Source organism: Pseudorhodoplanes sp. (genome assembly GCF_035565855.1).
Taxonomy (GTDB): domain Bacteria; phylum Pseudomonadota; class Alphaproteobacteria; order Rhizobiales; family Xanthobacteraceae; genus Pseudorhodoplanes.
Genome location: NZ_DATMRX010000344.1, coordinates 1 through 21,263, shown reverse-complemented (window position 1 = coordinate 21,263; position 21,263 = coordinate 1). Strand labels below are relative to the sequence as shown.

Genomic DNA, 21,263 nt, shown 5'->3' with positions numbered 1-21,263 from the left:
ATTGCTGAGTTTATCATCGGGCCGCGCTACGCGCGGACCCTTTGGCAATGCTCCTCACCATGAGGCCGTGAGCGGTGGCGTTATGCGGAGGCGGTCTTGCGCCGCTCCCACTCGGCCACGAATTTCGGCGCAATCTTGCGGATCCGCTCGATGTCCATGCGTCCCGTGCGCGAGAGATAGGACATCGCGAAGTCGTAGGGCGGCAGCTCCATGTGCTGGCCGAAATTCTCGTACCACTGCGCGCTGGCATTGGCGGCGTTGACGAGCTTGTCGAGGATCGGTTTTCGCTGCGCCTGATAGGCCGCGAGCGCAGCCGGCATGTCCCGCGGATGTGTGCGAATGGCGCGTGCCAGCGCGATCGCGTCCTCGATTGCGAGCCGCGTACCCGATCCGATGGAAAAATGCGCGGTATGCAGGGCGTCGCCGAGGATCACCTTGTTGCCGGTGAACCAGCGTTCGTTCTGGACGATGGGAAATTGCCGCCAGATCGAGCGGTTGGAGATCAGCTTGTGGCCGTCGAGGGTCTCCGCAAAGATGCCTTCCAGCACCGATCGGGACTCATCCTCGCTCATCCTGTCGAACCCCGCGGCGACGAATGTGGCCGCGCTGCATTCGACGAGGAACGTGCTCATCGTCTTCGAATACCGGTAATGGTGCGCGTTGATCGGACCGTGCGGGCTTTGAAGGAAGGTCTGACTCAGGGTGTCGAAGACCTTGGTCGTGCCGAACCAGGCGAAGCGATTGGTCAGATGGGAAATGTTGGTACCGAACGCCGCTTCGTCGGACCTGCGCACGAGCGACGTCACGCCGTCTGCGCCGACGATCAGGTCGGCGTCGGCGAATTCCGCAAGGTCGGTGACGGGGCGGTTGAATGTGATGTCGATTTTCTCGCGGCGCGCCTGTTGTTGCAGGAGTTGCAAGAGCTGCAGCCGGGAGATGGCGGTGAAGCCGATGCCGTCGAGCATCACGCGCTCGCCGCGGTGATGGATCGCAATCCCGCTCCAGCGTTCGAGCTCCGGCGTGATCGCGTTGAAGATCGCAGGGTCGTCCTCCTTGAGGAACTCCAGCGCATCCTCTGCGAACACCACGCCGAAACCGAAGGTGGAATCGGGAGCATTCTGCTCGATGACCTGTACGGCGAAATCGAGCCCGCTGCGCCTGAGGAGCAACGAAAGGTAGAGCCCGGCTGGCCCCGCGCCCACGATCACGATCCGCATGTTCAACCCCGGTGTATTGAACGCTTGTCCAAATTGACAAATGATGGATCGGAAGTCCATACTAAACAGTATGGACGTGGGGTGAAACCCGCGCGCGGCCGGGAGGAGTAGGTGGCGGACCTTGCGTTTGAGGTAATCGGCGACGTCTATCGCCTGAACGCCGCGCATTACGGCGACAAGCCGGCCTTCATCATGCCGGATGGCCGCTCGCGTTCCTTCGCAGAGATGTACGAGCGCGCGACCCGGCTTGGCAACGCGCTTTTGGCACGCGGCCTCCAGCCCGGCGATAGGGTCGGCATCCTGTCGCGGAATCGCATCGAATATGTCGAGGGCTACGGGGTCAGCGGGGCGGGGCTGATCGCGCTGCCGCTCAACTGGCGCCTGACGCCGCGCGAATTGCAGATCGTGCTGACGAATGCCGAACCCGCGGCGCTGATCGTCGATCCGTCCTTCATCCCGGTGATCGAGGAACTGCGCTCCGCGCTGCCATTCGTGAAGCTGTTTCTTGCGCTCGATGGCGGGGTGGACGGCTTCGAAGGCTATGACGGGGTGCTGGCATCCGGCTCTGCCGCGCCGTCCGGCATTGCGGTATCGCCGGAGGCGACCGCGTGTCTTCTCTATACCAGCGGCACCACGGGGATTCCAAAGGGCGCGGAACTCACCCATCGCGGATTGCTGCTCAATTGCGCGGGCGCGATCGCGCAGATGTTTCACTACACCGATGCGGATGTGACGCTGGCGCCGATGCCGTTCTTCCATGTCGGCGGCATGTGGTACCACCTCTTCCCCAGCTTTGCGGCGGGTTGCACCACGGTGATCATGCCGCAATTCGATCCGCAGGGCGTGCTGACGCTGCTGTCGCGGCACCGCGTCACCAACACGCATCTCGTGCCGACGATGATCCATGCGCTGCTGGACCAGCCGAATATCGGATCGTTCGATCTTTCGGCGCTGCGCATGATGTTCTATGCCGCGTCATCGATGCCGACCGAGACGCTGAAACGCGCGACCGCGACCTTCGCCTGCGACTTCGCGCAAGGCTATGGCTCGACGGAAGCGGGCACGGTCACGTGCCTGACCCCCGACGATCACCGGAGGGCGCGCGCCGGCCGCGAGGACTTGCTGCTTGCCTGCGGGCGGCCGCTCAACAATGTCGCGGTGAAGCTCGCGCCCTCCGGCAATGCCGAGGACGACGGCATCGGCGAAATCCTCGTCAGGAGTCCGGCGACCATGGCGCGCTACTGGCGCAATCCGGAAGCGACCGCCGCCGCGATCACCGACGGATGGCTGCATACCGGAGATCTCGGCCGCATCGACGAGGAAGGCTATCTTTATATCCTCGACCGCAAGAGCGACATGATCGTCAGCGGCGGCGAGAACGTCTATCCGCGCGAGGTGGAGGAAATCCTTCTGCAGGATGAGGACATTCGCGAAGTCGCGGTGTTCGATCTGCCTGACGACCGCTGGGTGCAGAAGGTGGTCGCGGCGGTCGTGCCGCGCGCAGAGCCGATCGATGCGGCCGCGCTGCTTGCGCGCACGAAGCAGAAGCTCGCCGGCTACAAATGCCCCAAGGAGATTTTCGTCACCGACAGCCTGCCGAAGAATGCGGCCGGCAAGGTGCTGCGCAAGGTGTTGCGAGAAACCTATCGCAACGCGGTGCAATGACATGAACCGCTAGGTAAGGGAGAAGACAACATGAATACGACAGGCAAGGTGATCGTTACGATCGCGCCGACCGGCGGCATGGCGAGCAAGGCGCAGAACCCCAACCTCCCGACTCAGCCGCAGGAAATCGCCGACGACGTCTATCGCTGCTACAATGCCGGCGCGAGCCTCGTCGCCGTCCATGCGCGCCGTCCGGACGACCTTGCGACCTGCAATCCCGACATCTACCGCGACATCAATGCGCGCATTCGCGAGAAATGCGACATCATCATCAACAATTCGACCGGCGGCGGCATCAATGGCGACATGGTGCGTCAGGGCCCGAACGGCTATCCCGAAATCATCTGGGAGGAGCGCCTGAAGGGCATGGAGGCGGGCGCGGAAATGTGCACGCTCGACCCGACCACCATCATCGCGACCTTTGAAGGCCGCGAGATCCTGATGAATACGTCGCCGGAGCGCTGCAAGTTCCTGGCGCGCGAGATGCAAAAGCGCGGCATCAAGCCGGAATGGGAGGTGTTCTCGCCGACCCATCTGTTGCAGGACGTGCAGGCCTGCCTCGATGCCGGGCTCGATTCGAAGCCGTATTTCGTGAATTTCGTGCTGAACGTGCATCGCGGCTTCCAGGGCGCGATGCCCTATACGCCGAAGATTCTACAGCAGATGGTCGAGCTGATGCCGGAAGGCGCGATCTTCAATGTCAGCGCGGTCGGTATCGCGCAGCTCAACGCGGCGGTGCAGTCGCTGCTGCTCGGCGGGCATGTCCGCGTCGGGCTTGAGGACAATCTGTATTATTCGAAGGGACGCCTCGCCAACAATGTCGAGCTGGTCGAGCGGATCGTTCGCATCATCCGCGAATTCGGCCTTGAGCCGGCGACGCCCGCCGAAGCGCGCGCCATTATCGGCCTGCCGCAACTCAAGTCGAAGAGTGCGGCGTAGTCGCCGATCCGCCCTCATCCTGAGGAGCGAAGCGATCTCGAAGGACGAGGGCGGGCAGAGCGGCGGGGCGCTTTTTTGCTCCCTCTCCCTGAAAGAGGGAGGGGTGGGTGAGGGGTCTGCATGTGCGGTAAACGGACCCCCACCCGACCGTCTCCGCTTCGCTTTGGCCGTCGACCTCCCCTTTCAGGGGGAGGTGAGCCGAATGTGCAGAAGCGTTTAAGACTCAGTTAGACTCGCCAGGCATTCTTGGCGCGAGTCGAAATCAAGCATGCCCTTCGTCTACATCCTCGGCGCTCATACGCCGCGTGGCCCGATCTCCTATGTCGGCTGGACGCTCGACCTCGAGCGTCGCCTGGCCCAGCATAATGCCGGGACCGGCGCGCGCACGACGCGCGGGCGCGTCTGGTCGTTGCTGCATACGGAGACTTTCGACACGCGCGAAGCGGCGATGAGCCGCGAGTGGCATCTCAAGCGCGACCGCAAGTTTCGAAAAGAATTGCTGGCCAAAATCGCCGCGCCAAATCCGTCCTCATCCTGAGGAGCCTTGCGAAGCAAGGCGTCTCGAAGGAGAGGGCGGTCCCATCCTTCGAGACGCGCCTTCGGCGCTCCTCAGGATGAGGCCGATGAATTACTCCGCCGCGGCGCCAGGGAAGGCGTGTTCGATCAGCCGTTTCTGCACGCCCGTGAGATGTGCGCGCATCGCGGCTTCCGCCGCTGCGGCATTGCGATCCGCGATGGCGATCGCGATCTTGCGGTGATCGGCGGCATACGCCGCCTGATTGTTGATGCAATGCGCAGTCTCGCGTCCATGCCGCCACTTGCTGTCGAGCGCGGATTCCAGCACGGCGTCGAAAATCGCGATCAGCAGCGGATTGCGTGCGGCCGCGGCAATGCGGCGATGAAAGGCGGCGTCCGCCTTTTCGTAGGACAACGGATCCTTGGCGTCGCGGCTCGCATCGGCCGCCTCGAACAGGCGGTCGATATCGCCGCTTGTCGCGCGTAACGCGGCAAGCCGCGCCTGCATCGGTTCGATCGCCAGACGGGCCTCCAGCGTATCGACCGGATTGGTCAGCCGCGACATTTCCTGGACCAGACTTTCCGTCGCATGCCGCGCATCGGTGGCAAAGGTTCCACGGCCATGCTGTCGGCTGATGCGGCCCTCGGCCTCGAGCAAGCCAAGTGCCTGCCGCAATACGCGGCGGCTGATCCCGAATTCCTCGGCGAGTTCACGCTCGGATGGCAACCGCCCGGCGCCGAGCCGTCCGGGGCCGCGCAACCGTCCGCCATCGATCATCGCGCGGATGCGTTCGGCCGCCTCGCGATAATCCGCGACGGCGCTGTCCTCGCACGGCACGACACGACGGGTCACGAGAGTGGTTGGGGTTGCCTCCGACACGTCGCTCACGGGCGCGCTCCGATGTGACTTTTGACGTTCACAGCCTAACCAATGCGGACCATTTTTGCAAACTGGTACGACCTACAGAATTGACGGGCGAACCAGCTTTGTTAGCTTTTGGCCCAACACTGCGAACTGAAATGCGGAGAATGCCATGACCCCACCCGCGAATGTGCAACGCCTGCCGAACCGCGATACTGCCCTGAAAGCGCTGTACGAGGATGTTGCGGCGAAAAACATGTTTCCGTATTGGGCGCAGACCAAGGACGTCGCCAACGACGAGGACCGCGTCCTGATGGCGCCGCAGAAGGCCGTGCCCTATCTCTGGCGATGCGCGGAAGACATTGAACCAATTCTGGACCGCGCGGTCGAGCTGATCAAAATGGAGGACTCCGAGCGCCGCTCGCTGGTCCTGATGAATCCGGGTCTTGCGCCGAAGCGCGCGACGGTGTCGACGATGTACACCGCGTATCGCCTGAACGACGCGAACGAGATCATGCCCCCGCACAAGCACTCGCCGAACGCGATTCGCTTCGGGCTCAAGGGCAAGGGCAACTTCACCGGCGTCGACGGCGAGAACATCGTATTCGGGCCGGGCGACATGGTGCTGACGCCGAACGACACCTGGCACAACCACGGGACGGTCGGCGACGAGCAGGCGCTGAACCTCTCCGTTCTCGACTTCCCCCTGGTCGAGACCCTGAACGCCGTGCACTTCGACCATAACTACATGGAAGAAGAGAACGGCAAGATGGTCCACAAGAAGCAGCAGAGCGAGCGCTTCACGCCGGACTATTCGCAGCGCATCTATGGCTATGGCGGCCTGATGCCGCGCTTCGCCAGCAAGGAAAAGCGTGGCGCCGGCTATTCTTCGCCGATGTTCGTCTATCGCTGGGACATGATGCGCGAATTGCTCGAGCGTCATAAGGACTGGGACGGCGATCCTTACGAAGCGCTGATGGTCGAATATGTCGACCCGACCACCGGCCGGCCGGTGTTCAAGACCATGACCTACTTCGCGCAGATGCTGCGTCCCGGCGAAAAGACGCTGCCGCTGCGGCAGACCGCCAACCTGCTGGTCGCGCCGTTCGAAGGGCAGGGCTATTCGATCGTGGACGGCCAGCGGTTCGACTGGAAGCAGTTCGACACCCTGGCGGTGCCGGGCGGTTCGTGGTGCCAGCACGTGAACACCTCGGACAAGGATCCAGTGGTCCTGTTCGTCGCCAGCGACGAGCCGGTGCTGAAGTCGCTTGACCTCTACAAGAAGTGGGGCCGCACCGCGAGCGACGAGGTTGTCGCGCTGGTTTGACCCCTTTGACTTGCATGGCCCCGCCGATAAAAGGCGGGGCCTTTCGCGTAATTGATCGGGTGTGCTTTGCTGTCGCGTTCCAATACGACCCTCGTTTCCCATTTTGATTGTCCCGGTGGCGGCCAGGTCTGGGTCGAAGACGGCATCATGTATGTCGGACACCAGCGGCCGACCTCTGGCACGACCATCGTCGACGTCAGGGATCCCGCCAATCCGAAGCATCTGGCGACCATTGAGGTCCCTGAAGGCTGGCATTCGCACAAGGTGCGCGTGTCCAACGGCGTGATGGTCGTGAACCACGAAAAGTTCGGGAAGGCCGGGCCGGACGAGTTCGGCGGCGGGCTTGCGATCTACGACGTGTCGAAGCCGTCGGAGCCCAAGCTCATCACCAAATGGCTCACCAAGGGCGGCGGCGTGCATCGCTTCGATTTCGATGGCCGCTACGCCTATATCTCGCCGACGGTCGAGGGCTATGTGGGCAATATCTGCATGATCCTCGACCTCGCCGATCCGGCAAAGCCGCAGGAAGTCGGGCGCTGGTGGATCCCCGGCCAATGGGTCGGCGGCGGCGAGCAATATCCGTGGGACAATTGGGTGCCGCCGCGCTGCCACCATCCGCTGCGGGTCGGGGACCGGCTCTATGTCAGCTACTGGCACCACGGCTTCTTCATCCTCGACATTTCGGACATGTCGAAGCCGAAGGCGATTTCCGGCGTAAACACCTCGCCGGTCTATCCGCACCCGACGCATACTTGCCTTCGCATTCCGCAAAAGCTGCGCGGACGCGACGTCATGGTCGTCGCCGACGAGGACGTTGCGAAGCTCTGGCCGGCCGCGCCGAGCTTCGTGTGGGTTTACGACATCACCAACGAGCAGATGCCGGTCTCGATCGCGACCTGGCAGGTGCCCGGCCTCGATGTCGACGGCGCGCCCCAGCCGCCGATGACCGGCTGCCATCAGCCGTCCGAGCGCTTCCACGGCACCGTCATACCGTTTGCCTGGTTCGCGCAGGGTTTGCGGCTGGTCGACTTCGCCGATCCTTACGCGCCGCGCGAGGTCGGCTATTACATGCCCGATGCCGCGCCCGGCGCCGAGCGCCCCTCATCGAACGACGTGACCGTGGACGACCGTGGGCTCATCTATCTCGTCGATCGCGTGAATGGCGTCGACATCATCGAAACCAGTGCCTTTTCTTGATCGGAAACGCCATGGACGACGTAACCAAGCAAAAGCGCGCCGATGTCTATCCCATCGGCAAGAAGAATCCGAACCTGCCGTTTCATCCGGCGGTGCGCGCCGGCGATTACATCTTCGTGTCGGGTCAGGTGGCGAAAGATGCCGACAACAACATGATCCACGGCTCGATCGAGGAGGAGACCCGCGCCACGATCCAGACCATCGAGCGCATCATCGCGCAGGAAGGCGCGACGCTCGCCGACGTGGTTCGCGCAACGACGTATCTTCAGGACGTCCGTGACTTCGGCCGCTACAACAAGGTCTTCGGCGAGATGTTCAAGGACGCCATCCTCGCCCGCACGACCGTTGAGGCGCGGGCTGTCATCAACACCAAGATCGAGATCGAGTGCATCGTTTACAAGCCGCTGCCGAAGTAATACCGGCGTTTCGCGGAAGCGGCCCGGTTCTGCCTTGTGTGGCGCGTTGCGTTGGGGTTCAGAATTGGGCAGGACGATAGGATGATGTTGCAAAGGGCTTGCCGTCGATCGTGATGGCGTATCGGTGCAAGGCCCTGACCTGACCGGAGGCGCCGGATTGCTGCTCTTCGCGTCACGCGCGCAGCGGAGCAAACATTGCGGTGCCGTATCACAGCTCAACAAGGAGGAGTTCGCGTGATCAAGTTGCTGGGACGTCAGACGTCCGGAAATGTTCAGAAGGTGCTTTTCGGGCTCGAGGAAATGGGCGTGAAGTACCAACGTGAGGATTACGGGCGGCAGTTCAACAATACCCAGACGCCCGAATACAAGAAGCTCAATCCGAATTCGAAAGTGCCGACACTGATCGACGGCGACACCGTGATCTGGGAAAGCCACAGCATCCTGCGTTACCTCGCCGCGCTGCATAAGCCGTCCTTGACCGGATCGACGCCGGCCGAGAAAAGCTATGTCGAGCGCTGGATGGACTGGCTGCTTGCGTCGCTCAACACGCCCTACGTCGCCGTGTTCAAGGATTCGAAAAACGAACCCGACAAGCGGGCGGCCGATTTCGCCGCGCAATGCGCCGATCTGATCGCTCAGCTCAAGATTCTTGAAGGCCATATCGCCGGCAAGCAATTCTTCGCGCTCGACCGGATGACGCTGGCCGACATTGCGCTCGCGCCGATCGTCAAGCGCTGCCTTGAATTCCCGATCGAGAAGCCGGACCTTCCGGAGCTGACCCGCTGGATCAAGTCGATGGAGGCCCGCCCGGCCTTCGCCGTGGCATCCGGCGCCAAGCCGTCGGCGCTGAACACGGCGGCCTAGGTCCGGACCTGGCATGACCATCGAGGACGAGGTCGACGCTCAGCCTGAGGGCGGCTCAGGCCTGGCCCGCGCGGCGCTGTCTGCGGTGCGGGCTCTACTCGGGCTTGTGCTGATCGGCCTTGTCCTTCTCAACGTCGGCAATGCTGTGGCGCGCGCCACCGGCCGGGTGGTGATCGGTGTCGACGAGGTGCTGGTCTTCGGCATGATCTGGATGGTCATGATCGGGATGATGCTGGTCACAGCCGATCGCAGTCACATCGCGCTCGAAATCCTGACGGCGCGCGTTGGCACCCGCGCGCGCTATGTGCTCTCGATCATCACCCACACAGTAATGACGGCGGCCTGCGCCTATGCGGCCGTGCAATCCTTCGGCTTCATTCAGCGGGTGACCGCGAGCGGTCAAACCAGCATGGCGCTGGGCATGCCGATGCTGATCCCGCATGCGGCGCTGCTGGTCGGTTTTGCCGGCACCGCAGTGATCGCAGCCCTCATCGTCGTCAGCGATATTCGCGGCCTCGCCCACCATCGGGGTGGCCGCTCATGATCTGGACGCTTGGCGCGATACCCATTTCGCTGCTTGTCATCGGCACGCCGATATTCGTCCTGCTTCTGACCGGGGCGATCCTCACCTTCCTGTCCTTCCTGACGGTCTCGCCGGTCGCGATCCATCAGATCATGTTCGGCGGGCTCGAGAATTATGCGCTGCTCGCGATTCCGTTTTTCATTTTTGCCGGCGAGCTGATGGGGGCGGCGGGCATCGCCGACCGTCTGATCGTCTGGGTGCTGGCGTTGATCGGTCGCGTGCCCGGCTCGCTCGGGGTTGCCACCGTCGGCGCCTCGACGCTGATCGGTGCGATATCGGGCGCGAGCGTCGCGACGGTCGCGGCGGTCGGCAAGTCGCTCTATCCGGGGCTGATCCGTGACGGCTATGGACCGCGCTTCGCCTCGGGTCTTGTGAGCTCCAGCGGCGCGATCGACATCCTGATCCCGCCCAGCATCGCCATGATCCTTTATGGCGCAGCGGCCGAGCAATCGATCCCGAAACTGTTTGTCGCGGGCGTGCTGCCCGGTCTCCTGATCGCGCTGATGATGGCCGCGTTCGTCGTGGTGCGCGCCGTGCAGATGGACATCCCGCGGTCCGGGAAGTTCGACCTTCGCCAGTTTCTCTGCACAAGCTGGGGAGCGTTGCCCGCTTTGTTCATGCCGGCCTTCGTGCTCGGCGTCATCTATTTCGGCTATGCGTCGCCGACCGAGGCCGGCGGGTTTGCCTGCCTCTATGCCATGATTGTCGGACGATATGTGTATCGGAGCATGTCGTGGGGCGAAGTGCTCGAGGCCGCCGCACGCGCCGCCATGCTGACCGCGCAGATCCTCGTGATCGTCGCGACCGCGGCCTTGTTCTCCTGGATCCTCACGATCAGCGGCGTTCCACGGGCGATGACCGAGTGGTTGCAATCGATGCAGCTTGCGCCCTGGATGTTCCTGATGACGATCAACATCATCCTGTTGATCATCGGCTGCTTCCTCGATCCGACCTCCGCCATCCTGGTGCTGACGCCGCTCCTGATGCCGCTGGTCAAGTCGGTCGGCGTCGATCCGATCCATTTCGGTATCGTCATGACGGCCAACCTCGCGATCGGGATGTTCACGCCGCCCTTTGGCCTGAACATCTTCGTCGCCCGTTCGGTGCTCGGCGTGCCGCTCGAGACCATTTATCGCGGTGTGCTGCCGTTCGCGGTCGTGCAGATCGTGGCCCTTCTCATCATCACCTATTGGCCGGATTTGTCGCTCGTTCTGACGCGTTCGATCTGAAAAACTGGGAGAAACACGATGCAAATGCCTCGACACCGGATATTCGCTGCGGCGATCGCCGCAGCGCTCAGCGTCTCCTTGCCCGCGGCGGCGCAGGAGATGAAGCTCGCGAGCGCGACCATCAACGATGGGCAGCATGAATGGCAGAAGCTGTTCGTCGAGGGCGTGAAGGCCCGCATCGGCGACAAGCTGAAGATGGGCATCTATCCGGCAAGCCAGCTCGGCGCCATTCCGCGCATGGCGGAAGGCGTGTCGCTCGGCACCATCGAGTCATTCATCACGCCGACCTCGTTCGTGACGAATCTCGATCCGCGCTTCCAGATCTTCGAGGTGCCGGGACTGTTCCGTTCGCCGCAGCATCAATATGCGACGATCCAGGACCCGGCCTATCGCGATCACCTCGAGACCATGTTCCTCGACAAGGGCCTGCGGGTCATTGGCGCGATCTACAACTCGCCGACCGTGATCCTGTTGAAAACGCCGGCCTCGAAGATCGAAGACATGAAGGGCAAGAAGGTCCGCACCTTCGCGTCGCCCCTGCAGGTTGAGCCGATGAAGTCGATCGGCGTCATCCCGACCCCGCTCGCGCTCTCGGAAGTCATCCCGCAGCTTCAGTCGGGTGGCCTCGACGGCATGCTCGCCGGCATGCCGATCCTGACCGCGTTCAAGTATTACGACGTGGCCAAATACGTCACCGACCTCGAGTTCTCCTACATCCTGTCGGTCGCGCTGGTGAACGATAACTGGTTCAAGGCGCAGCCGAAGGAGGTGCAGGAGGCGATCCGCGCCGCCGGCCGCGAGGCGGAGCAGAAGGCATTCCCGTGGGTGCTCGATAACAACAAGAAGTCGAACGACGCCTGGTTGGCCAACAAGGGTGAAATCCTGAAGCTGCCGGCGGCCGAGCAGGATAAGATGATGAAGGACTTCGTCGCTCTCGGAACCAAGATTGTCGATGCCAATCCCGTGGTGAAGAAGGAGTTCGACATTCTGAAGAAAGTCGTCGACGCCAAGGCGCCGAAGTAAGGAGTTATCCAACTCCGTTCGTTCCCCCGCGACAGCGCGGACCCAGTGCCACGAAACTGGGCTCCCGCTTGCGCGGGAGCGAACGGAGATTGGGGCGAGATCAATGACCACCTCCGAATACGACTATGTCATCGTCGGTGCAGGCTCGGCCGGCTGCACGCTTGCGGCGCGGCTGACCGAGGACGCAAATAATCGCGTTCTGCTGCTCGAAGCTGGACCATGGGACGATGGCTTCTGGCTGAAGATCCCGCTCGGCTGGGGCAAGGTCTACCAGGAGCGCCAGTTCGACTGGCATTACGACACCGAGCCCGAGCCCTTTGCCGGCAACCGCAAGATGGAAGTCGCGCGCGGCAAGGTGATCGGTGGCTCCTCGTCCATCAACGCGATGGCGTATGTGCGCGGCAACCGCGGCGATTTCGACCGCTGGTCCGAAAAAGGCGCGCGGGGCTGGTCCTATCGCGAGGTGCTGCCTTACTTCAAGAAGCAGGAGAGCTGGGAAGGCGGCGAGAACGAATATCGCGGCGGTTCAGGGCCCCTGACCACGCGCCGCTCGCGCTACAGCGATCCGCTCGTCGACGCCTATATCGAAGCGGCGGGACAGGCGGGTCATCCGTTCAATCCGGACTACAATGCCGAGGAGCAATATGGCTTCTCGCGGATGCAGGCGACCATCCGTAACGGTCGCCGCTGCAGCACGTCGGTCGCCTATCTGCGGCCGGCGCTGGCGCGCAACAATCTCACCGTCGAAGTCAATGCGCAGTCGTCCCGCATCATCTTCGAAGGAACGCGCGCGGTCGGTGTGGAGTACCGGCGACGCGGCGAAACCAGGATCGCGCGCGCCGCAAAGGAGATCTTGCTGTGCGGCGGCACGATCAATTCACCGCAATTGTTGATGCTGTCGGGGGTCGGTGCGCCCGATGAACTTGCCTCACATGGAATCCCCGTCAATATCCCGCTGCCCGGCGTCGGCAAGAATTTGCAGGACCATGTCGCCGCACTGATCATCTACGGCCGCAATGGCGGCGGTCCGGTGCAGAAGAATCTGCGGCTCGATCGGATTGCGCTGTCGCTTGCACAGGGCGCATTGTTCGGCACCGGCTTCACCACCGATCTGCCGGGCGGCCTGATCGGCTTTCTCAAGACGCCGCGCGCCAACCAGTTGCCCGACGCGCAACTTCTGTTCATTGCCGGCCCGCTCGGCGCGGCGCCTTATCTGCCGCCGTTCAAACCGGCATTCGAAGACACGTTCGCCTGCCGCATCGTGGTGCTGCGCCCGGAAAGCCGCGGCCGCATCGCGCTTGCGTCCGCCGATCCATTCGCGCCGCCGCGGATCCAGCAGAACCTGCTCGCGACTGACGGCGACTGGCAGACGCTGAAGGCCGCGGTTTCGCTCTTTGGCGAGGTGGTGCAGCAGCCCGCGCTCAAGCCGTTCGTCTCGCGGCAGATCATGCCGGGACCGAATGTGAGGTCCGACGCCGAATTCGAGGCCTTCATCCGCAAAAGCGTGGTGACGACGCATCACCCGTGCGGCACCTGCAAGATGGGCCCGGACGGCGACGCGATGGCGGTCGTCGATCCGGAGCTGAAGGTGAGGGGTGCGGAAAACCTGCGCGTCATTGACGCTTCGGTCTTCCCCGACATTATCGGCGCCAACATCAACGCCGCGGTCATCATGATCGCCGAACGCGCCGCTGACCTGATCCGCGGGCGGCTTTAGGCCGCTTGGTCAGGCCGGCCGGCCACGGGGGGAGGGCGGCCCGGCCACACCCCCTCTTGCCGAAACCACAACCTGCCGTTATCTTTGCTTTTTGAAGCCACTCCCTCCGGCGCTGCCGGACGAGGGCTTTTTGCTTTTGTGGGGCAAGTCATGTCCACGAACAGGGACGGTCATATCCGTCTCACCTCGCATCCCGGGCACCGCGCGCCGGGACGTTTCCCGATCCGCTGGGGCGCTCCGACGGCGCGCGAACGCGGCCCCGTGATTGGCACCATCAATGCCGGACCGGATCGCAACGCGATCGGCGCGCATGGCGGCTCCTATGCCCTGTATCGGGCGCTTGCGGTGTCGTCCGGCGCACTCAACCCGATCGTGCGGCCCGATCTCACCGACACCCTGCCTGTGGTCGATATCGGCCCGTATCCGCAATGGGCCGATCCCGCGCGCATCGTCTCGCTCGACCCGTGGGGTCACCGCGTCGCCGAGGATTTCCGCAAGGAAATCGCCGAGGGCGTCGACATCCGGCCGACCATCGCGATCACCAAGGCGCGGCTGACGCTGCCCGAGCTGAAGCATTTCTTCGACACCGGCTTCATCAAGGTCGACGGCGATCTTGTTCATGGTGCGCACGACGTTGCGGTGACCAAGGCGGCGATCGACCCGGTCTGGTATCTTCCCGGCATCGCCGAGCGCTTCGGCACGACCGAGGACAAGCTGCGCCGCACGCTCTTCGAGCAGACCGGCGGCATGTATCCCGAGCTGGTGACGCGGCCGGATCTTTCGGTATTTCTGCCGCCGATCGGCGGCATCACGCTCTACATCTTCGGCGATCCGGCGGCTTTGGGCGATCCGAAGAAGCATCTGGCTTGCCGCGTGCACGACGAATGCAACGGGTCCGACGTGTTCGGATCCGACATCTGTACGTGCCGGCCTTATCTCATTCACGGCATCGCCGAAGCGATCCGCTCGGCCCAGAATGGCGGCGTCGGCCTCGTCGTCTATAACCGCAAGGAAGGCCGCGCGCTCGGCGAGGTCACGAAATTCCTCGTCTACAACGCGCGAAAGCGTCAGCCCGGCGGCGATCAGGCGGCCACCTATTTCGAACGCACCGAATGCGTTGCAGGCGTGCAGGATGCGCGTTTCCAGCAGTTGATGCCGGATGTGCTGCAATGGCTCGGCATCACCAAGATCGATCGCTTCGTATCGATGTCCAACATGAAATACGACGCGATCACCGGCGCCGGGATCGACATTGTCGAACGCATCCCGATACCGGACGAGATGATTCCCGACGACGCCAAGGTCGAAATGGAAGCGAAGAAGGCTGCGGGTTATTTCACGCCGGAGGGCGCGCCGACTGAAGCGGATCTGCGCGCGACCGTCGGCCGCGACCTGCAGGATTTCTGAGCGGATTGTTTTGGCGCGATGACCCCAATCTCCGCTCATTCCCGCGAAAGCGGGAATCCAGTGTTCCTTTCAGCGCCTCGCGCGGGATTCTGGGTCCCCGCTTTCGCGGGGACGAACGGAGAGCGTGATGACGCCCAATGCGGCCGTTGATGCCATGCTCTCCGCCCACGCCGTGCGCGAGCGCGCGCACGAGATGATGGCGGCAGCCGAGCGCGATGAGCTTTCGAGTGTCACGGTCGATTTCGACAAGCTCGGCGACACCGCGAATTTCGTCGCGCAGGTGATCCGCGAGAATTATCCGAGCCTGCAGGTGCCACTTCATGCGCGGTGGCGGCATTTCCGGCTTTCGGGCGTCGATCTGTGGCCGCAACTCGACGCCGCGCGTCAATGGACGGATCCGGCGGAGAAAGCGCGCGCCGCGTTCGACCTCGCGATCGTGTCGGTTCTGCTCGACGCCGGCGCTGGACCGAACTGGCGCTATCGTGACGGCGTGACCGGACTGCAGATCGCCCGGTCCGAAGGGCTCGCCATTGCGAGCCTGCGCATGTTCGAGGCCGGATATTTCTCGGCCGATCCGCTTGACCCATTGCGCGCCGACGCCAGCGAACTTGCGTCATTCACCGCGGATGATCTCGCGCGCGGCTTTCAGGTCGGCGAGGGCAATCCGTTGACGGGACTCGAGGGCCGGGCGGCGTTGATCGCGCGGCTCGGCCGGACCGTGCTGGACCAGCCTGCAGTCTTTGCCATGCATGACCGCGCGCGGCCGGGCGGTCTGTTCGATCATCTCGCCGCCATCGCGGACGGCCGAAAGCTGCCGGCGCCGGAGATCCTGCGTAACGTTCTGCAATATCTTGGTCCGATCTGGCCCGGCCGCATTGCGCTCGATGGCGTCTCTCTCGGCGACACCTGGCGCCATCCCGCGATCATCCGCAATGACGAGACCAATGGCCTGATCCCGTTCCACAAGCTGTCGCAATGGCTGACCTATTCGTTGATCGAGCCGCTCGAGGAAGCGGGGATTGCGGTGAGCGATCTCGATGGGCTCACCGGCCTCGCCGAGTATCGCAACGGGGGCCTGTTCGTAGATGCCGGTGTGATCGTGCTGCGTGACCCGGCCATGGTCACGCTGGGCCATGAGGTCTTCTCTCCGCTGGTGGTCGAATGGCGCGCGCTCACGGTCGCGCTGCTCGATCGCATTGCGCCGTTGGTGCGCGCGGCGCTCGGCGTGAGTGCGGCCGAATTTCCGCTCGGCGCCGTCCTCGAAGGCGGCACCTGGGCGGCCGGCCGCAGGCTCGCCAGACAGAAGCGGCCGGACGGTGCGCCGCCGATTCATGTTATCAGCGACGGCACGGTGTTTTAGAGATTTCGAGGCATCGCCATGCGCGGCGTGACAATCGTCGATCACCCATTGGTCCAGCACAAGCTGACGCTGCTCCGCGACAAGAACCGCTCGACCAAGGCCTTCCGCGAGCTGTTTCGCGAGATCGGCAACCTCCTTTGCTACGAGGTGACGCGCGACCTGCCGCTCGAAATGATCGAGATCGAAACGCCGTTCGCGCCGATGAGATCGCCGATCCTGTCCGGCAAGAAGCTGGTGCTGGCGCCGATCGTGCGCGCGGGAATGGGATTCCTCGAAGGCATGCTCGAACTCGTGCCCGCCGCCCGCGTCGCCCATATCGGGCTGTATCGCGATCCGCGCACGCTGGTCGCCGTCGAATATTTCTTCAAGGCGCCCGAGGATATCGCCGAGCGCCTCGTGCTGGTGCTGCATCCGATGCTGGCGACCGGCAATTCCGCGGTGGCCGCGGTCGATCGACTGAAGGAAGCGGGTGCGCGCTCGGTCCGCATCGTGTGTCTGCTTGCGACGCCGCAGGGCGTCGACAAGGTCCAGGCGCATCACCCGGATGTGCATATCTGGACCGCGGCAATCGACAACGACCTCGACGCATCGGGCTATATCGTGCCGGGCGTCGGCGATGTCGGCGACCGCATGTACGGGACGAAGTGACACCGACCCCGCCCTTTGAGACGCGCCGCGTTCGCGGTGCTCCTCAGGATGAGGCCCGAAAGAGCAGAGCGAGCTAGTCCTTCTTCATCGCGGCAAGCAGCGCGATCCATTTGTCGCTGTCGGCGCGGATGAAAGCCTCGAACTCTTTCGGCGTGCCGCCGAGCGCGTCGATGCCTTGAGTCTGCATCGCCTTGATCACCGCTTCGGTCTTGAGCGCGTCGTTCGCAGCCTTCGACAGCTTGTCCACGATATCCGCGGGCGTGCCGGCGGGCGCGAGCAGGCCGATCCAGATGCCGACGTCAAAGCCGGGCATGCCGGCTTCGTCCATGGTCGGCAGATCCGGCATGATGCCGGCGCGCTTGGGCTGCGCCATGGCGAGCGCGTTCAGCTTCTGGTTTTTCACATGCGGCGCGAGCGTCGCCGCCACGTTGAACATCAATGTGATGCGGCCGGCGAGAAGATCGGTCAGAGCCTGGTTGCTGCCGCCCTGATAATGAACCGCAACGATCTTCGTCCCGGCCTTCTGGTTGAACAGCTCCGCCGCAAGATGGCTCGCGGTACCTGCGCCGGACGTGCCGAAAGTGAGGCTTTCGGGCTTGGCCTTGGCGAGCGCCAGAAGGTCCTTGACGCTTTTCACCTGCACATCGGGATGGGCGACGAGCATGTTCGGCACGACGCCGAGAAGTGCGATCGGCACCATCTGCCTGGCGAGGTCGAAGCCGGATTTCGTTTGCGCCGGATTGAGCGTCTGCGCCACCGTCGCCATGAACAAGGTGTAGCCGTCGGGTGCAGCGCGGGCGACGGTCTCCGCCGCGATCATCGAGGAATTGCCGGGCCGGTTTTCGACCACGACCGGCTGGCCGAAAACCTGTTCCATATGCTTGCCGACGAGGCGGGCCAGCGTGTCGGCGGTCGAGCCGGGGCCGAAACCGACCAGGATGCGAATGGTGCCGGACGGGTAGGTCTGGGCCGATGCCGGCACGGCCGAAGCAGCCAGCACAGCCGTCAGTATCAACGATGCGAAAAAGCGTGTCATTCTTCCTCCCCGTGGCGGCCGGTTGATCCGGCCATCTCCTGGCTGAGCGGCATCTTGGCCGCCGCAACGCGTGTCGGTCAAACCGCGAGGATTGCCGCTCACATCTGTTTTCGACGTTTGCTACGCGCATTTCGGGCCGTGAAAGGCCCGTCGCCGCCAAGTTTGACCAGTCAAACATATTGTTGACATAGCAACGCGTGGGACCTCTAGGTCGCCGCGCATAACGGACCGGACCAAATGCAGCTGCCGCTGGACAACACCATCGTCGTCGAACTCGGCCATAGCGTCGCCGCGCCGATCGCCGGCCTCGTACTCGCCGAACTCGGCGCGACCGTGATCAAGGTCGAAAACCCGCAGGGCGGCGACGACGCGCGCAACTGGGGACCGCCCTTCCTGCATGGCGCGGCCGGCATGTTCCAAGCCATCAATCGCAACAAATATTCGGTCGCGCTCGATCTGAAGAATGACGGTGAGCGCGAAACGCTGCGGCGCTACATCACCGAGCATGCCGACGTCGTAGTGCAGAATATGCGGCCGGGCCTCGTGGAGCGCTATGGCCTCGATGCCGCGACGCTGCGCAAGCACAGCCCGCAGCTGATCTATTGCAATCTTACCGCATTCGGCGCCGCGGGGCCTTTGAAGAACACGCCGGGCTACGACCCGCTGCTGCAGGCGTTCGGCGGATTGATGAGCGTGACCGGCCATGAAGGCGCCGAGCCGGTGCGCACGGGCCCCTCGATCATTGATCAGGGGGCCGGCATGTGGGCGGTGATCGGGATTCTCTCGGCGCTTCTGCGCCGCAAGGACAGCGGGGAGGGCTGCGAGGTCAATACCTCACTGTTCGAAACCGCTTTGTCGTGGATGTGCATGGCGACGGCGGCGTATCTCGCTTCCGGCAACGTGCCGAAGCGCGTCGGCTCCGAGAATGGCGGGATGGCGCCCTACAAGGCGTATCAGGCGGCGGACGGCTGGGTGGTGATCGCAGCGGCGAACGACAATCTGTTTCGCCGCTTCTCGCAGGCCGTGGGCCATCCGGAATGGGCGGACGATCCTGACATGAACACCAATTCGAACCGTGTCCGCAATCGCGTGAAGGTCAATGCGCTGGTCGCCGACGTGATCAGGACAAAGCCGCGTCAGTATTGGATCGATACGCTCGCTGCGGTGTCGGTACCATGCGCGCCGCTGCAGACGCTCGACGAAGTTCTGAATCACCCGCAGACCGCGGCGGTTGAAATGCTGCAGACGAGTGCCGACGGCAAGTTCCAGCTGATGGGCCTGCCGTTGCAATTCGATGGCGAGCGGCCGGCATTCCGCAAGAATCCGCCTGCGCTTGCCGAGGACAACGACGTGCTGCTGCCCAAAGGCGCACGTCGCGCCTGACCGCGCAACAACAAGAAGGAAAACGCATCATGGATGCCATCAACGCCGATGCGCTCGACGTGTCAGTGCCGCTTGGCGAGGATTATCCGGAGATCCGCGAAGGCGTGCGCGCGATCTGCAAAAAATATCCGGGTGAATACTGGCGCAAGCTCGAAGACAACGACGACTATGCGGAAGAATTCATCCAGGAACTGACGGACGCCGGCTATCTCGCCGCGCAGATCCCGGAGGAATATGGCGGCTCCGGCCTGCCGTTGCGCGCAGGCTGCGCGATCCTCGAAGAGATCAACGCCAATGGCTGCCAGGCCAATGCCGGCCATGCCCAGATGTACATGATGGGCATGCTGCTGCGGCACGGCAGCGAAGAGCAGAAGAACAAATATCTTCCGGGCATCGCGGCGGGCAAGATTCGCTACCAGGCCTTCGGCGTCACCGAGCCGACCACGGGCTCCGACACGCTGAAGCTGAAGACCAGAGCCGAGAAGAAGGGCGACCGCTACGTCATCAACGGCCAGAAGATCTGGACCTCACGCGCGCATAAATCCGACCTGATGACGCTGCTTGTGCGCACAACGCCGCTCGATCAGGTCAAGAAGCGCACCGAAGGCTTGTCAGTGCTGCTGGTCGACGTGAAGGATGCGCTCGGCAAGGGCCTGTCGATGCAGCGCATCGACACCATGATCAACCACCAGACCAACGCGGTGTTCTTCGACAATCTCGAAGTGCCGGTGGAGAATCTGATCGGCGAGGAAGGGCAGGGCTTTCGCTACATCCTCACCGGCATGAATTCCGAGCGCCTCGTCGCCGCTTCGCAATCCTCCGGCGATTGCCGCTTCTTCATCAACAAGGCCGTGGCCTATTCCAAGGAGCGCGAGGTGTTCGGCCGCCCGATCGGCCAGAACCAGGGCATCCAGTTTCCGCTGGCGCGCTGCTATGCCGAGTGGAAGGCGGCCGACCTGATGATCCGGGCCGGCTGCGCGCTGTTCGAGGCGGGCAAGCCCTGCGGTGAGGAAGCGAACATGGCGAAGCTCCTCGCCAGCGAAGCGGCCTGGCATGCGGCGGAAGCCTGCATGCAGACCCATGGCGGGTTCGCCGCGGCGCGCGAATTCGATGTCGAGCGCAAGTGGCGCGACGCGCGCATCTCGCTGATCGCGCCGATTTCCACCAACCTGATCCTCGCCTATATCGGCCAGAATGTGCTGGGCATGCCGCGGTCGTATTGAACGCTGCGCGACTGGAGACCACGGAAATGCCCCCGGCTGAACGCCGGGGGAGAGCCGGGATAACCGTCGTCCGCGTTTAGTGTGCGGACTTCAGACGATGTGCCAATCGGTCGAGACGATGCCCAGGTCTTTTTGCGCCAGGATCTGATCGCCGTTCATCTGCCATTCCGCGACGGCACCGGTTGCCGCGTTCTGCAGCAGCAGGTCAGCCTTGCCGTCATGGTTGAAGTCGCCGACCTGAGCGACGTCCCAACCCTTTGCCGTAAACCCAGCGTTAGTGTTGCTCAGGATGTTGGCGCCATTCATCTGCCACAGCACAAGCTGGCCGTTTGCATCATTGTGCCAGAGGATGTCGTCCTTGCCGTCACCGTTGAAGTCGCCGGTCCCGGCAAAGTGGAAGGCGTCACCCATCGTGTAGTCCGACCGCTGGCCGACCTTCGCGCCGTCCATCTGCCACATTGCGACGTTGCTGCCATTGCGCAGCAGAAGATCGGCCTTGCCGTCGCCGTTGAAGTCGGCGGTGTCCTGGATGGTCCAGCCCGCCGCGATGGTGCCGACATTCGTCGTGGTGTGCGAAGCACCGTTCATGGTCCACATCTGAACCTGTCCGGCGCTTGTATTGTGCCACAGCACCTCGGCCTTGCCGTCACC

20 protein-coding genes are annotated in these 21,263 nt (G+C 63.3%); 16 read left to right on the top strand and 4 right to left on the bottom strand.

Annotated features, from left to right (window positions below):
* Nucleotides 1-80: 80 nt before the first annotated feature.
* Nucleotides 81-1,217 carry an FAD-dependent monooxygenase gene (locus VN004_RS19690; protein ID WP_325613764.1) on the bottom strand — a complete coding sequence of 379 codons (1,137 nt, stop codon included), beginning with the start codon at nt 1,215-1,217 and terminating at the stop codon, nt 81-83.
* Nucleotides 1,218-1,328: 111 nt separating this feature from the next.
* Here VN004_RS19690 and VN004_RS19685 point away from each other — a divergent pair, with 111 nt between their 5' ends.
* The 3 genes from VN004_RS19685 (at nt 1,329) to VN004_RS19675 (ending at nt 4,359) form a co-directional block, all read left to right on the top strand.
* Complete coding sequence (locus tag VN004_RS19685) at nt 1,329-2,882, top strand: class I adenylate-forming enzyme family protein (protein WP_325613760.1); 1,554 nt, start codon at nt 1,329-1,331, stop codon at nt 2,880-2,882.
* 30 nt (nt 2,883-2,912) lie between these two features.
* Nucleotides 2,913-3,821, top strand: coding sequence for a 3-keto-5-aminohexanoate cleavage protein (locus tag VN004_RS19680; protein WP_325613757.1), 909 nt, complete (start codon nt 2,913-2,915; stop codon nt 3,819-3,821).
* Nucleotides 3,822-4,089: 268 nt separating this feature from the next.
* Nucleotides 4,090-4,359: a GIY-YIG nuclease family protein gene (locus VN004_RS19675; RefSeq protein ID WP_325613753.1), complete on the top strand. Its 270-nt coding sequence runs from the start codon at nt 4,090-4,092 to the stop codon at nt 4,357-4,359.
* Nucleotides 4,360-4,449: 90 nt separating this feature from the next.
* On the opposite strand, the gene VN004_RS19670 is transcribed toward VN004_RS19675, so the two are convergent.
* Nucleotides 4,450-5,226 (bottom strand): FadR/GntR family transcriptional regulator, encoded by a 777-nt coding sequence (locus VN004_RS19670; protein ID WP_325613750.1) that lies wholly within the window; start codon nt 5,224-5,226, stop codon nt 4,450-4,452.
* Between the two features lie 145 nt (nt 5,227-5,371).
* On the opposite strand from VN004_RS19670, the gene VN004_RS19665 reads away from it, so the two are divergent.
* From VN004_RS19665 to upp, 11 genes are all read left to right on the top strand, one after another.
* Nucleotides 5,372-6,526, top strand: coding sequence for a cupin domain-containing protein (locus VN004_RS19665; protein WP_325613747.1), 1,155 nt, complete (start codon nt 5,372-5,374; stop codon nt 6,524-6,526).
* Nucleotides 6,527-6,592: 66 nt separating this feature from the next.
* Nucleotides 6,593-7,723 carry a hypothetical protein gene (locus VN004_RS19660; RefSeq protein ID WP_325613744.1) on the top strand — a complete coding sequence of 377 codons (1,131 nt, stop codon included), beginning with the start codon at nt 6,593-6,595 and terminating at the stop codon, nt 7,721-7,723.
* Between the two features lie 11 nt (nt 7,724-7,734).
* Nucleotides 7,735-8,139: a RidA family protein gene (locus VN004_RS19655; RefSeq protein ID WP_325613740.1), complete on the top strand. Its 405-nt coding sequence runs from the start codon at nt 7,735-7,737 to the stop codon at nt 8,137-8,139.
* Nucleotides 8,140-8,373: 234 nt separating this feature from the next.
* Nucleotides 8,374-9,003, top strand: coding sequence for a glutathione S-transferase family protein (locus VN004_RS19650; RefSeq protein WP_325613738.1), 630 nt, complete (start codon nt 8,374-8,376; stop codon nt 9,001-9,003).
* Nucleotides 9,004-9,016: 13 nt separating this feature from the next.
* A complete protein-coding gene (locus tag VN004_RS19645) occupies nt 9,017-9,547 on the top strand; it encodes a TRAP transporter small permease (protein ID WP_325613735.1) in 531 nt (176 codons plus the stop codon).
* Entirely contained in the window at nt 9,544-10,815 is a 1,272-nt protein-coding gene (locus VN004_RS19640; RefSeq protein ID WP_325613732.1) for a TRAP transporter large permease, read from the top strand. Before VN004_RS19645 ends, VN004_RS19640 begins: the two co-directional genes overlap by 4 nt.
* 18 nt (nt 10,816-10,833) lie before the next feature.
* Entirely contained in the window at nt 10,834-11,838 is a 1,005-nt protein-coding gene (locus tag VN004_RS19635; protein ID WP_325613728.1) for a TRAP transporter substrate-binding protein, read from the top strand.
* 103 nt (nt 11,839-11,941) lie between these two features.
* Entirely contained in the window at nt 11,942-13,555 is a 1,614-nt protein-coding gene (locus VN004_RS19630) for a choline dehydrogenase (RefSeq protein WP_325613726.1), read from the top strand.
* 150 nt (nt 13,556-13,705) lie between these two features.
* Nucleotides 13,706-14,962: a GTP cyclohydrolase II gene (locus VN004_RS19625; protein WP_325613722.1), complete on the top strand. Its 1,257-nt coding sequence runs from the start codon at nt 13,706-13,708 to the stop codon at nt 14,960-14,962.
* Nucleotides 14,963-15,089: 127 nt separating this feature from the next.
* Nucleotides 15,090-16,322, top strand: coding sequence for a URC4/urg3 family protein (locus VN004_RS19620; protein WP_325613719.1), 1,233 nt, complete (start codon nt 15,090-15,092; stop codon nt 16,320-16,322).
* A gap of 18 nt (nt 16,323-16,340) precedes the next feature.
* The gene (gene upp / locus VN004_RS19615; RefSeq protein ID WP_325613717.1) at nt 16,341-16,970 is read left to right on the top strand and encodes a uracil phosphoribosyltransferase; all 630 of its coding nucleotides are present in this window, start codon (nt 16,341-16,343) and stop codon (nt 16,968-16,970) included.
* 73 nt (nt 16,971-17,043) lie between these two features.
* Here the strand turns inward: upp and VN004_RS19610 are convergent, their stop codons facing one another.
* Nucleotides 17,044-18,006 (bottom strand): tripartite tricarboxylate transporter substrate binding protein, encoded by a 963-nt coding sequence (locus VN004_RS19610; RefSeq protein ID WP_325613714.1) that lies wholly within the window; start codon nt 18,004-18,006, stop codon nt 17,044-17,046.
* A gap of 237 nt (nt 18,007-18,243) precedes the next feature.
* Between VN004_RS19610 and VN004_RS19605 the strand changes: the two genes are divergently transcribed.
* Nucleotides 18,244-19,389 carry a CoA transferase gene (locus VN004_RS19605; RefSeq protein WP_325613711.1) on the top strand — a complete coding sequence of 382 codons (1,146 nt, stop codon included), beginning with the start codon at nt 18,244-18,246 and terminating at the stop codon, nt 19,387-19,389.
* A gap of 29 nt (nt 19,390-19,418) precedes the next feature.
* Nucleotides 19,419-20,612, top strand: coding sequence for an acyl-CoA dehydrogenase family protein (locus VN004_RS19600; RefSeq protein ID WP_325613708.1), 1,194 nt, complete (start codon nt 19,419-19,421; stop codon nt 20,610-20,612).
* Nucleotides 20,613-20,702: 90 nt separating this feature from the next.
* Here the strand turns inward: VN004_RS19600 and VN004_RS19595 are convergent.
* Nucleotides 20,703-21,263: VCBS repeat-containing protein (locus tag VN004_RS19595; protein WP_325613706.1), on the bottom strand; the 561-nt coding region annotated here is incomplete at its 5' end.